Annotated in this window: 11 protein-coding genes; 4 read left to right on the top strand and 7 right to left on the bottom strand. The window is 55.7% G+C overall.

From position 1 onward, the window contains the following. Positions 1–523 precede the first annotated feature (523 nt). Positions 524–1,426 carry a 16S rRNA (cytidine(1402)-2'-O)-methyltransferase gene (gene rsmI / locus ACWIUF_RS01560; RefSeq protein WP_448570417.1) on the bottom strand — a complete coding sequence of 301 codons (903 nt, stop codon included), beginning with the start codon at positions 1,424–1,426 and terminating at the stop codon, positions 524–526. Positions 1,427–1,585: 159 nt separating this feature from the next. On the opposite strand from rsmI, the gene ACWIUF_RS01555 reads away from it, so the two are divergent. Both ACWIUF_RS01555 and pyk read left to right on the top strand, forming a co-directional pair. After that, entirely contained in the window at positions 1,586–2,842 is a 1,257-nt protein-coding gene (locus ACWIUF_RS01555) for a DNA double-strand break repair nuclease NurA (protein ID WP_448570416.1), read from the top strand. Positions 2,843–3,062: 220 nt separating this feature from the next. Further along, positions 3,063–4,844, top strand: coding sequence for a pyruvate kinase (gene pyk / locus ACWIUF_RS01550; RefSeq protein ID WP_448570415.1), 1,782 nt, complete (start codon positions 3,063–3,065; stop codon positions 4,842–4,844). Positions 4,845–4,847: 3 nt separating this feature from the next. Here the strand turns inward: pyk and ACWIUF_RS01545 are convergent, their stop codons facing one another. The 5 genes from ACWIUF_RS01545 to ACWIUF_RS01525 form a co-directional block, all read right to left on the bottom strand. After that, a complete protein-coding gene (locus tag ACWIUF_RS01545; protein WP_448570414.1) occupies positions 4,848–6,491 on the bottom strand; it encodes a serine/threonine protein kinase in 1,644 nt (547 codons plus the stop codon). A 247-nt stretch (positions 6,492–6,738) separates the two neighbouring features. Further along, positions 6,739–7,188: a hypothetical protein gene (locus ACWIUF_RS01540; protein WP_448570413.1), complete on the bottom strand. Its 450-nt coding sequence runs from the start codon at positions 7,186–7,188 to the stop codon at positions 6,739–6,741. Between the two features lie 15 nt (positions 7,189–7,203). Further along, a complete protein-coding gene (locus ACWIUF_RS01535) occupies positions 7,204–8,505 on the bottom strand; it encodes an anhydro-N-acetylmuramic acid kinase (protein WP_448570412.1) in 1,302 nt (433 codons plus the stop codon). 138 nt (positions 8,506–8,643) lie between these two features. Then, complete coding sequence (hslO, locus tag ACWIUF_RS01530; RefSeq protein ID WP_448570411.1) at positions 8,644–9,549, bottom strand: Hsp33 family molecular chaperone HslO; 906 nt, start codon at positions 9,547–9,549, stop codon at positions 8,644–8,646. A 24-nt stretch (positions 9,550–9,573) separates the two neighbouring features. Next, positions 9,574–10,203 (bottom strand): ureidoglycolate lyase, encoded by a 630-nt coding sequence (locus ACWIUF_RS01525; RefSeq protein WP_448570410.1) that lies wholly within the window; start codon positions 10,201–10,203, stop codon positions 9,574–9,576. Positions 10,204–10,400: 197 nt separating this feature from the next. On the opposite strand from ACWIUF_RS01525, the gene ACWIUF_RS01520 reads away from it, so the two are divergent. Continuing rightward, a complete protein-coding gene (locus ACWIUF_RS01520) occupies positions 10,401–11,252 on the top strand; it encodes a GDSL-type esterase/lipase family protein (protein WP_448570409.1) in 852 nt (283 codons plus the stop codon). Between the two features lie 141 nt (positions 11,253–11,393). Next, positions 11,394–12,779 carry an oligosaccharide flippase family protein gene (locus ACWIUF_RS01515; RefSeq protein WP_448570408.1) on the top strand — a complete coding sequence of 462 codons (1,386 nt, stop codon included), beginning with the start codon at positions 11,394–11,396 and terminating at the stop codon, positions 12,777–12,779. A 40-nt stretch (positions 12,780–12,819) separates the two neighbouring features. Here the strand turns inward: ACWIUF_RS01515 and ACWIUF_RS01510 are convergent, their stop codons facing one another. Further along, positions 12,820–13,266, bottom strand: a complete 447-nt coding sequence (locus ACWIUF_RS01510) for a cyclic nucleotide-binding domain-containing protein (protein WP_448570407.1) — start codon at positions 13,264–13,266, stop codon at positions 12,820–12,822. Positions 13,267–13,416 lie beyond the last annotated feature (150 nt).

The following is a 13,416-nucleotide window of genomic DNA, read 5'->3' as shown; positions in this document are numbered from 1 at the left end:
CATCGGGGTGGGGATGGGGGTGGGATTGGGATAAGGAAGAGCGGGATGGAGTCATGGGGCGATCGTGCGACCTCGACAACAAAATGTCTTGATCGTAGCCCACTTATCCCATCTGCCATGCTCGACTTGCTAGAGGCGACTGGGGAGCAATGGCTGGTTGCGCCAACTCACGTTGTCAGTCGAGCGCACATTGAACGCGGGAGATAGCCATCCTCAATCGTTCGGGAAGGATGGTGGGGCAGGCTGCTAGTACAGTAAACATAAAGTTTCGCAACGTTGGTAGTAACGACTTTAGTCGTTGCCGGCTAAAGCCAGCACGACGAACGTTGCAGAACTTACTGTTCGAGCCACTAGTTCGAGCTACTAGTCGGCGCGGGCAGGATGCCCACCCCACGCGCATCAATCACCTGAGATTGCTATAGCTGGCTCGGTGGCAAGCCGGATGCCTACCCCGTAACCCTGGGAAAATCGAAAATCCCAAAATCTAAAATCTAAAATCCCTTATTGACTGATTACTTTACTTTTAAACAGAATTTTCAACTGGCGGTTCCTCCTGTTCGCCCAGGGTAAGAGCCAGTTGGTAAAGCTGCCGCCGGGGGTAGTGGGTTTGGGCGGCTAATTGGCGGCTGGCCTGCGATCGCGACAATCCTTGCTGTAACAGGGCTTGTAATGCCTGCTTCAAGTCTGCCTCGGAGCAGGCGGTCGCTTCGTGCTGGAGGTGTCCTGGCGGGAAGGCTACCCCCGCCCCCGCAATCACCAGGGTAAATTCCCCACGGGGGGCCATCTGGTCCGTGTAGTAGGCGATCGCGTCTGTCAGGGTGCCGCGCCAGAAGCTTTCGTAGCGTTTGGTCAACTCGCGGGCGGTGACGATCGTCCGGTCCTTACCCAGGGTTACGGCGAGGTCCTGGAGGGTTTGCAGCAGGCGATGGGGGGCTTCATAGAGGACCAGAGTGCGTGGTTCGCTTTGGAGGGCCTGTAACCGTTCCCGGCGTTCCGATCCTTTGCGCGGTAAAAACCCCTCAAAGACAAAGCGATCGCAGGGTAGGCCCGCCCCGCTCAAGGCCGTAATCACCGCACTGGGGCCGGGGATGGGCACAACGGGGATAGCCGCCGTTTGGCAAGCCTGGACCAACTCATAGCCTGGGTCAGCAATACCGGGCATCCCCGCGTCGGTGACTAGGGCAATATCCTGGCCCTGCTGGAGGCGTTCCAACAGTTGGGGAATTCGACCCCGGCTGTTATGTTCGTAATAGCTAAGCTGGGGGGTGGCAATTTGTAAATGCTGGAGCAGCTTGCCCGTATGGCGGGTGTCCTCGGCGGCAACCAACGCGACCTGTTGAAGAATCCGGATCGCCCGCAGGCTGATGTCTTCCAGATTGCCGATCGGGGTGCCGACGACATAGAGGGTGCCGATCGCGTCTACCATCACAACCCCTTTGGTCTCTTGCTGGTTATAGTTTGCGAGTTATCCCTCGCCTAGCATGAGGGCACCTCGAAAAATACACAGTTTGACATTGTGCGCTCGCAGGTAACGTAACCCCGTCGGTTGGGACAGTTGAACTGCCCCGATCCCCAATTAATCGAAGTGTCCATTCGTCAACAATGGTACTACAGTCGTCTGATCGCCCTTCTGCCTATCTCTATGCCCATTAAACCGTCCCAAGTCCTCGCCCAGCTTCAGGCCAAACAAGCCGCCTTCCAACAGTTTGATCAGGCAGCCTGCCAGCGCCTCAACCAATACCGTCAGGCCTGGCATCGCTGGGTAGCGGAGACACATTCCCAAGGACAGGATGATAGGGAGGCCGACGAGCGGGCACCCACGGCAGTCAACCCGGCTGGTCTGAGTGCGGTGTTACTGGAACCCCTGATCCAGCATACGGATGGCATACTCGCGGCCCACCTGACCTGGCCCAACCGGGAGGCCAGTCGCCAGTGGGTGGAACAGCATTTGGCCGGAGTGGCCACCTTCGCTGTTGATGGGTCCCAAATCTACCCCAGTCGCGATCTGTCGATCCCGATCGCCCTAGTTCAGATTGGCTGGTTTGAAAACCACCACCTACCCCAGGGTAGTTACAGCAAAGATATTGCCGTTGAGGTGATGACCCCCGCTGATCTCCAGGTGAGCACCAGTAGCGAACCCGTCGATCGCCGGGTCAATCTGCGGCGCTTCGAGTTGGAAACCCGTCGGCTCATTGAGTACATCCAGGCCCAGGCGGGTTCGGAGGCGTGTCTGGTGTTTTTTGATGGTTCCCTGGTGGCGACGTTTGCGGAACCCTTTGAGGCTGAAATTCGTAACCAATATGTGGCCTGTCTACGACAATTGCTCCAGGCCAGCGAAACCTATCGGGTCCCCCTGGTGGGCTACATCGATACCAGCTATGCCCGTGATCTCGTAGGGATGTTGCAAGGCCTCTATCACCTGCCCGAAGCCACGGCTATCCATGATGCTCAACTCCTCAGTCCCCTGTGCAAAGAGCGCTGGGGCGATCGCACCCCCCTCTTTCGTTGCCAGCGATCGGGGATTTTGCAGCAATATCAGGATCAGCACGATCGCATTGGCTTTACCTATCTCAAAACCACGCAGGACGGCTATCCCGCCCGGATTGAACTGCCCCTATGGCTCTATGAAGCCGGACGGCTGGAGCAGGTGATGAACTGGGTGCGGGGGGAGGTGATCATTGGGGGCGGCTATCCCTATGCGATCGAAACCGCCGATCAGGTGGCGGTCTTGCAGGCCGACGATCGGCAGGTGTTCTATCGCCTGTTGCAGGACTGGGCCGATCAGGAAAACCTGAACCTGCGCCTATCCCGGAAGATGGTCAGCAAGGTGCGTCGCCGCTGATCAGCAGGATTTTCTCTGTATTCGGTGTGTCTCCGGGGTTTCAAATTCACCACAGCGGCCCAGAGGCAACGGAGGGCACGGAGGTAATCGCCAGAGACCAGGGATCACGAGATGGCGTCTCCTTCTGGCCGGATCAGTCCTTAAGAATTCCCCGGAAGCTGTGATCCGGTCCCATCCTCATGCTAATATCCCCGTTGCATCATTCATTATTTCTAAAACCATGTCACCTGGCGAGCCTCTGCGACGCACTAAAATTGTGGCGACGATCGGACCTGCAACCGGTAAGCCAGATGTCCTGCGCGAGTTGATTCTGGCGGGTGCAACAACCTTACGCCTCAATTTCTCCCACGGTAGTCATGACGATCACCAACGCAGTATTCGTCTGATTCGTCAGGTCTCCTTTGAACTCAACCAACCCGTGGGGATTCTCCAAGACCTCCAGGGACCCAAAATCCGCCTGGGCAAATTTGAACATGGGGCCATCACCCTCAAACGGGGCGATCGCTTCATCCTGACCAGTGAGCCGGTAGTCTGTAATCAGGAAATAGCCTCGGTAACCTATGAACCGTTAGCCGATGAAGTGCCGGAAAACGCCACGATCCTGCTAGACGATGGCAAGGTGGAAATGGGTGTCGAGGCCGTCGATCGCGACCAGCGCCGCCTGCACTGTCGCGTGGTGGTGGGGGGCAAGCTGTCGAACAATAAGGGCGTCAACTTTCCGGGGGTTTACCTGTCGATTAAGGCCCTCACGGACAAGGATCGCAAGGATCTCATCTTTGGCCTTGATCAAGGGGTGGATTGGGTCGCCCTCAGCTTTGTGCGCAATCCCCAGGATGTGCTGGAAATTAAGGAACTGATTTCCAACGCCAACAAATCGGTGCCTGTGATCGCCAAGATCGAAAAGCACGAAGCGATCGAGCAAATGGAGGCGATCCTGTCCCTCTGCGATGGCGTCATGGTAGCGCGGGGGGATCTGGGGGTGGAACTGCCCGCCGAAGATGTGCCAATCTTGCAAAAACGGCTGATCGGGATCGCCAATCGCTTGGGCATTCCCGTCATCACCGCCACCCAAATGCTCGATAGCATGGTCAATAACCCGCGACCCACCCGAGCGGAAATCTCCGACGTGGCCAATGCGATTTTGGACGGCACCGATGCGATTATGCTTTCCAATGAAACCGCTGTGGGTCAATACCCGGTGGAAGCGGTAGCCACAATGGCAAAAATTGCCCAGCGCATTGAACAGGAGCGATCGCTCTGGGCCTTGCCCCAAACCTGGTCGGACGTGGACGCGGCGGGTATCCGTAAGCGATCGATCCCCAATGCCATCAGTCAGGCGGTCGGGAACATTGCCGAACAACTGGGGGCAGCGGCGATTATGACCTTGACTAAAACAGGATCAACGGCCCGCAATGTTTCCAAGTTCCGTCCCAAGACGCCGATCCTGGCGGTCACACCCCACGTCGATGTGGCCCGACGGCTGCAATTGGTCTGGGGTGTGAAACCCCTCCTGGTGCTCGATCTGGCCTCGACGGATCAAACCTCCCAAGCGGCCCTTGGCATTGCCCAAGAGCAAGCCTTGGTGGCCGAAGGCGATCTCGTGGTCATGACCGCCGGTACCCTCCAGGGCGTCCCCGGTTCCACCGACCTGATCAAAGTGGAACTGGTGACCGCCATCCTCTGTCGCGGCATCAGTATTGGTCAAGGCATGATTTGCGGACGGGCTAGAGTCGCCACCAACGGCAGCACGATTAGCAATTTCAATGTGGGGGAAATCCTGGTCGCCTCCCACACCAGCGCCGACTATGTGGATGTGATCCGCAAGGCGGCTGGCGTGATTACCGAGGATGAAAGCTTAACGAGCCACGCAGCGGTTATTGGGCTACGTTTGGGCATTCCGGTGATCGTTGGCGTCAAAAACGCGACCCAAATTATTCGAGATGGGACCCTACTCACATTGGATATGCCCAGGGGCATTGTCTACGCGGGAACCCTCGGTTAGGGGCTACCCCCTTAACCCACTAGCATTTTCCAGATCGGTCTGAACCCTGGGCTTGAGTTTTTCCAACTCCTGCTTGAGGATTTCCTTACTTTCGTTCACATGACCGATCGACTGCCAGGTGGTGCCCGTGAGTGCCCAGCGTTGGAGCAGTTGGCATTGATAGGGATGGATTTTCAGTTTGACCACATGGAGGCAGTGGTAGGGCGATTCTAACCCAAAGAAGAGAATGCGATAACTTTCCTTTTCGGTGAGTAAGCGCACGGTTTCCTGGCCCATTCGGGATTGTAAGTCGAGATAGCAATTAAACCAGCGGGGACCACGCTCCTGATGACGGAGGCGATTGTAAAGGGCCGTGATCCAGAGAACGGTAGGGTGGGGGGACATGATCCCCAGGAAGTTTTTATAGAAGTGGTTGTAAAAGCTGCTGTTGCGCAGATACTCAATTTCCTCTTGGGACAACATGGTCCACAGCGTGGTCATGCGCCCCTTGGGGGTTTCGATATTTTGAGGAAAGACAATCTGGGCGATCGGCATCCCACTGGGCCAGGTTAACTGATGGCAAAAGTCTTCAAAGGCCGATCGCTTCTCAATGCTGGGACGGACGGCTGCCCCCATATCGGTGGGGGCCGTGGGGGCGCTGGTTTCGGTCACAGAGGACCCCTCCGAGGCCGCCTTTTCCACTAGGGACTCCGCGACGATCGGGACCCGCGAGAGGGCATCGCCAATCCGTCGCCCAATTTCCTGGCCATTGCCAAAGCGTTGGAGCAAGGGGCGCAGGGCATCGATCACCGCCTCAATGTTTTGGGGACGATCGCTGGGGGATTTGGCTAGACAGTCCATGATGAGCGATTCCAGCGCCTTCGGGAGCTTCAGGTTGGGATCAACCTCATGAAACGATCGCGGCACTTGGGTTTTGTGGGCCTGGTACCAGTCCTTAAAGGTGCGGCCAGGGGTATGGATCGGCAGCTTACCTGTCAACATCTGGAACATGACAATGCCCAGGCTGTAGATATCGGAGCGACCATCGAGTTCCTGGCTGTCCATTTGTTCGGGTGACGAATAGGCCAGGGTCCCCATAAATTTATTGGCCTGGGGATTGCTGCTGCCTTCCCCTTGCATCAACGTCGCAATCCCGAAATCGAGCACCTTCACCAACTCCCCCAAACTGCTGTCTTGCACCACCACAATATTGCGCGGCTTAATATCCCGGTGAATAATCGGGCGAATGTCCCCAGCATCATCGATCGGGACCCCCTGGTGCGCACACTGGAGGCCCAGGCAAATTTGGTGGGTAAGGTTCAAAAAGCGGGGCAGGGTTAAGGGAGACTCGTGAATAATATCCGTAAGGTTTTTGCCATCCAGGTACTCCATCACGTAGAAGGGCACCTCGTCCTCATCAACGCCATAGTCAATCACGCGCACAATGTGAATGCTCTTCTGGCCCAGCAGGGCACACACCCGCGCTTCGGCAAAGAAGCGATCGCGCATGGGGGCATTGAGCAAAGTTTGTGCGAGGAACTTGACAGCAAACGTACCCCCTAGCAGGACATGTTGGGCACGGTACACCCGGCCCATTGCCCCCCTACCCACCAGTTCTAGTAACTGATAACGATTTTCGAGAATGCGACCAAGTTTTGGGTCAGTCATTATGCTTGGGCCAACCGGGTAACCGATAGCTGCGCGACGCCAAAGGCGTATCAGGAAGCAGTTGGCAGAGAACGCTGGGGAGCGGCCTACTGGACTGCATGGCGGGAGACTGTGGGTGCCGCACCGTCATTGATACAGGACCGGAGAGATCTCCAAGGGGAACCCGTCTTCCCTGTTTTTAGAGTGCCGCAAATTGCTACGAATGAGAACATATCGGGATGCGTTGGCGCTACTGGCCTCACTAGGGTTAGTCCGACTGTCGCTCTAGGGTCGCCTCCATCGTACTGATCAGATTGCGACCCGCTTCAATGACCGCACTCGCCAGGAAGTAGGTATTATCATCGACACGATGGATAGTTTCAAAGCCACTGCGCCGCTGCTTATCCCCTAGTACCCAATATCGCTGCACGATCGAGGCAGGGGCAATCCAGCCTTCACCTTCCACCCGCCCTAATTCACTATGGTGCAGGACAAAAGTATATTGGCGTTCCCCCAAGTTTAAGCGCCCCTTGTACTGAAACGAAATATCGTCCCGCGCTGCACCCGGAAATTTTAATAATGTCACCATCGTGAACCAATTGTCACGTGTCCAAGCGACAAGAGTTTTCCCCTTAATGGTTATGGGCATCCCATCCCGATCCAACCAGTTCCCCTGAAGCAGCCAGCGTCCTGGCTCTAGTAAAAAGGTATGTGACACAGTATTACCCCGGCATCAATTGACGATAAGTCCCGATGCGATCGTAGCCGCTCGGATTATCGGTCTCCCTGAACGGGATTCTACGCGATTCTCTGGCGGTGTGCCACCTGGATACAGATCCCCCAAAGGGATGCCGGCACGTGCCCCGGTCACACTGGGTAAGTTACCAGGGAGATCCTGCCACCGCCAGTAGGCCAGTACCGCAAAGGCGATTGCCTCTTTGAACGCGACACTCAACCCCAGGGCCTCGGTCGTCGCAACGGGGATCGGGGCCAGTAAACGCTGTAGGCGAGCCATGAGATCGGGATTGTGAGCCCCCCCCCCGGCGACATAAACCTGTTGGGGTAAGCGGGGCAGGTAGGTCCGGTAGCTATGGGCGATCGTGGCGGCGGTGAATTCGCTCAGGGTAGCTAGCTGATCAGCAGGGGCAAGGCCATAGCGATCGCCGTCCGCTAAACATTGGGCCAAATAGGCCTGACCAAAGTGTTCCCGTCCGGTGGATTTGGGGGGAGAGGCCTGGAAAAACGGTTGCTGTAACCATTGGGTCACGAGGGTCTGGCACGCGGTTCCCTGGGCCGCCCAGACGCCATCGCGGTCATAGGTCTGCTGCCCCTTAGAAAAGTGTTGCACCGCCAGATCCAGCAGGATATTGCCGGGACCCGTGTCCCAACCCTTAATTTGGCGCTCCCAGCGGGCGATCGCCCCTGACACAGCCGCCGGGTCATCAGGACTGGGCACTGGGGTAGCTAGCCCCCAGGCGGGCAGATAGGTGACGTTACCAATGCCACCGATATTTTGTACACAGCGATCCCGGTGGGCGTCACTGAGGAGGTAGGCATCTACCCGGGGCACCAGGGGGGCACCCTGTCCCCCCATCGCCAGATCCGCAGCCCGGAAGTTGGCGACGGTGGTGATACCGGTCAAGGCGGCGATCGTGGCTCCCCGGCCTAGCTGGAGGCTGTAACCCAGGGGATGGGGTGCTGGGTCCAATGGGGCGTTGGCGGGCGCCGGCGGACGGTGATAGACGGTCTGGCCGTGGGAGCCGATCAGGTCGGCGGGGGGGTGCCCCAGTTGGATGGCCTGGGCAGCCTGGGCGAATACCTGGGCGATCGTCTCATCGAGATCGGCTAACGCTGCGAGGGACAGTGCTTCCCCGCCCGCCAAGGCTAAGATCTGCTGCCGGAGGGCCGCCGGATAGGGATAGGTAGCAGCGGCCAGCAGGTCTACCTGAAGATCCAGGGTAGTGCCCGTAATCTCGACTAGGGCGGCATCAATGCCATCGACCGAGGTGCCGCTCATCAGTCCCACAACCCGCATGGTTGCTTGCTCCTACTTGTTTGGGTGTTGTCAAAGACGGGTGCCCCAGCCTGCGGGTACTCGGAGAAATTAAGCGTTCTCCTCTCCCCTATCGTCGGTATTTGCGAGGGTTGGCACCGAGGGTACAGCCCCCCTAATCTAGCGAGTTGCGGCTTCCTGGCGCAAGATCGTGATTAAATCGGCTAACTCAGCACTGCTAGCCCGATACACTTCGCCGCAGAAATGGCAGGTGGCTTCTGCCCCGTCATCTTTTTCAATCATGTCCTGGAGTTCGACTTCACCCAGGAGCTTCAGGGCACCCAGGACGCGATCGAAGGAACAGCCGCAGTGGAACCGCACGAGGCGACGATCGGGCAGGATTTCCAGATCCAGGTCCCCTAACAAATCCTGGAAAATATCGGTTAGGGACTTCCCCGATCGCAGCAGGGGGGTAAAGCCAGAGAGCTTGGCAATGCGACTTTCGAGGATTTGGATCAAGGCCTCGTCCCGTGCCGCCCGTGGCAATACTTGCAACAGGAGACCCCCTGCCGCAGTCACCCCCTCAGCCCCCACAAAAACGCCTAGCAGCAGCGCCGAGGGGGTTTGCTCCGAAGTCACCAGGTAGTGGCTGATATCATCGCCAATCTCGCCGGAGATAAGTTCCACCGTACTGGCGTAGGGATAGCCATAGCCCACATCCCGCACCACGTAGAGATAACCCTCTGGCCCGACGGCTCTGCCCACATCCAGCTTGCCGATCGCATTCGGCGGTAATTCCACGCTGGGGTTAGATACATAGCCCCGCACGGTGCCATCGGGTCGGGCATCGACCAAAATGCCACCGAGGGGACCATTGCCCTCCACCCGGATATTGATCCGCGCGTCCTCTCGCTTGAGGGTTGAGGCCATCAGTAAGCCAGCGGCCATTGTCCGTCCCAGCGCCGCCGTGGCCACGTAGGAGAGCCGATGGCGCTGCCGTGCTTCTTCGGTCAAACGAGTGGTAATTGTCCCCACGGCACGGATACCCCCACCGGCTGCCGTGGCCCGCATTAGCTGATCTGCCATATACAAAACTTAATAGTGCCAGTTTTATTCTAGCGGTCTGTTCCCCGGACGACTGACAGACCCCTCGTCAGGTGTGCCGCCCTGAAGTTCAAAGATGAGGCCCTCCGCTTGCTGAAAGTCGTAGCTAAAGTGGTCCACTGCGTTGGTATCACTGAGTTCGAGATTATAGAAATCAACCTGGGCGTGATCAAAAAAAGGACCGGCGTGCCAGGTGCCGATCGCCAGTTTTACGAAACAGGTGCCAGGGATCTGGAAGGCTTGGAGCTGGGCGCGATCGGGGCGATCAGAAGCATCCGGGCCACTGGGGGGGGCGACGGCCAGCAACCAGCTTTTCCCCGCGAGGGACCCCAGACATTGGGTGCAGCGGACATGGCGAGTGATTTTGTGAAACCGGCGGCCCCGTTGGGTGAGGCGCATGAGGTAGAAACGGGGTATCCCAGGGGCGAGGACCAATTGGGCATCCGCCGCTCCATAGGGCTGATCATCGGACATTGGGGTAATCAACTGGCCATAGGGGACGAAGGCCGCAGCGGTAATCGGCTGGACAGGCAAGGGATGGAGGTTCGGGAGGGCGATCATGGGCGGACGAACGGGCGATCGATTGATTTCAGGATAAACTTCTCCGGACAACGATCGCTCAGGTGTGCAGAACACAAGGGCTGGGAGCAATGGCTTCAGCGCAATGTTAACGCAATCCCATTGAGCGCAATCCCATTGTTAGTGAAATCCCATTGTTAGCGAAATCCGATTTATGGAGATGTTAGGGCACGATCGTGATTAAAATCGAAGCCAATCCCCCCGTAAGATCTGAACTGCCTGTGCGATCGGAACCTCCCATGCAACCTGAGTTAATGCGCAGACGTGTCCGCAAAGTGATTCCGGGCTGGGCCTGGTTGTCGCTGCTGGGCAATGGGGTCCTGGCGATCGGGGTGCTGGTGCTGGTGCGTCAAGTGCCAAGCGCCTCCCAGGCGGGACCCTCTACCGCTGATATGGCCTGGTTACCTGTCACCCAGGTGGGGAGTACCCAACTATCGGCGATCGCCACACCGCCTACGCCTGATATTGGTCCCCGCCACCAACTAACCTATCAGGATTGGCTAGGCATTCTGCGCCGGGAAGCCGCTGCTGCCGCTGCCAAGCAACCCGCGAATCTCGCCATCCTGGCCGGGGACTCCCTGAGTTTGTGGTTTCCCCCCGATCTGCTCCCCACCAACTACACCTGGCTTAACCAAGGGATTTCCGGTGAAACCTCGGCGGGGTTACGCGATCGCCTGGAGCTCTTCCGCCCGGTTCAGCCCCAAGTCATCTTAGTGATGATTGGCATTAACGATTTGATCCGGGGCGTGCCGAGGGATGTGGTCCTGCGCAATCAAACCTTGATTATCCAAGAGCTGCAACGGCAACACCCCCAGGCCAAAATTGTGGTGCAGTCGATCCTCCCCCACAGTGGTGAACAGGCAACCTGGGAGGGGCGGGAGCATTTAATCGCGATTCCCAATGAGGCGATTCGCCAACTGAACCAGGCCCTCGCAACGGTCTGTGCGGAAGCGGGTGTGTATTACCTCGATCTCCACGCCCTGTTTGTCGATCCCGATGGCAACCTACGCCTAGATTTGACCACGGATGGCCTGCATCTGAATGGTAATGGCTACCTGGTTTGGCGATCGGCCCTTTATACATTCAGTCAAGTTGCCCTGCTATGACTTTGGTTGGCTAGCGGGGGCCAGCGGGGGGAAATGGTCCAATCTTCACGATATCTTTATCAATCACGTTTGGTTCGATCCTGCTGCTATATTGAACAAGTCTGAACTTTCCGCCATCCTTTCGAGAGGGCCTATCTGTGCATGTTTCAGAAACTCAACCCAGCCCAATTACGCACCTATTGGCAAGAAGCATCAGAGGTCAAAAGGCAGGCAATTAAGGGAGCAGCCTGGACGATCGCGGGGTATGGAACCAGCCAGATTATTCGGTTTATTAGCAATTTAATTCTAACGCGCCTGCTGGTGCCAGAGCTATTCGGCCTTATGGCCTTAGCTAATGTCTTTTTACTTGGGCTTAGACTCTTCTCTGATATTGGCATTGGTCCCAGTATTATTCAAAATCGACGCGATGATGAGAAATTCATTAATACCGCTTGGACCATCCAGGTTATTCGTAGTTTCATTCTTTGTTTTATTTGCTTTCTAATTACCTGGCCAATCGCCCATTTTTATAATGAGCCTAGACTATTGTGGCTTATTCCCATTTTAAGTTTAACTGTTATCTTCGATGGGTTCACATCAACTTCTCAGTTTACTCTGAGCAAGGAGTTAGCACTTAAAAAGTTAATTATTTTTCAGACAGGATCACAGATTATTCAAATTGTTATTATGATTGTTTGGGCCTACTTTAGTCCCACAATTTGGGCATTGGTTGCCGGTGGTCTGATCGCCGCATTTATCAAAATGGTCTGGAGCCACTTTCTAGATCTCACGGTTAAAAACCATTTTGCCTTCGATCGCGACGCTGCGGCTAACCTCTTTAAGTTTGGTCGTTGGATCTTTGTATCCACAGCCATGACCTTCCTAGCTAATCAAGTTGATCGTTTGATGCTAGCCAAATTCTTTACCCTGGAACTACTGGGTATTTATACAATTGCTTACACCTTGTCAGATATTCCTCGTCAAGTTCTGAGTCAGCTTAATGGTAGTGTTATTTTTCCCGCAACGGCCAAATTTGCTGCCTTACCTCGTCCGGAATTTCGTTGTAAACTCCTCAAAAATAGCCGTCTTATTCTGTGGCCATTGACTATTTTTATCGCCCTACTCACCAGTTTCGGTGATGGGGTCATTACCTTCCTTTATCCTCAGACCTTTGCCCCTGCCGCCTGGATGCTCCCCCTATTGGCCTTAGGGTTATGGCCTAGTGTTCTAGTCAATACGACCAGTCCCGCCCTCTTGGCTCTTGGTAAACCCCGTTATTCAGCTTTTGCCTACTTTTCCAAGGTGGTGTTTATCATTGTTGCTATTTATGTAGGTTATATGCTGTTGGGGGAGCTAGGCGCTATTTTAGCTGTGGTTCTCAATGATATTCCCTATTATATTGCCTTTTCCTATGGGCTTTGGAAAGAGGGTTTGTTAGACCTATCAACCGATCTGAAGGCCACGGTGGCACTCATAGGTTTGATCGGGCTATGTTTGCTCTTACGTTTCCTGTTGGGCTGGGGGTCACCGATCGATGCCCTGCTTTAATATCTGGCAATATTGGTGCAAGGTTAGCGATGAGAATACGCTACTCGTGGGTGCCGCCGTATCCTAATTGGGCTGTTGTTTGCCGCAGGCGACTTGATAGGAACAAGGCGATCGCCCGGTAAAAGCGATAGGCAAACCCCGTATCCTGCTGAAACTTAGAGGCCAGTTTGTAATGGGATACGGATAAAACTAAACACTCATCGATCGCGGTAACCGTTGCCAAAGGTGGGGTGGTATCAACAAACGACATTTCCCCTAAAACTTCCCCGACGCTAATCTGGGTAACCTCATGGGGTTCGGGTTCCTGCACAGATACGCTCAAGGTTCCCCCCAAAATGATATAGAACGAGGTAAGGGGTTTACCGCCTTCGATTAGGGTCTGTCCAGCGGCAATTTCTTCGATCGTGCCGACCTCCCGTAGCCAGCAGATATCACTCTCGCTCAGAATTCCCAGGATAAAGGGACCTTTATAGACACCTTGGTTCATACACTTTTAGTAGTTAGTGGTTAGTAGTTAGTAGTTAGTAGTTAGTAGGGAACGGGGAGTGGGTAGGGCTTCAGGGGTGTGTGCCGGGTAAATTAAAAATTTGCCGCTTTTAGGATTTGGTGTTGATGAGTTGCATCGGGGGGTTGGGAT

The organism is Trichothermofontia sp. (assembly GCF_053493415.1).
Note: the sequence above shows the minus strand (reverse complement) of the source record. Positions and strands in the feature narration are given on the sequence as shown.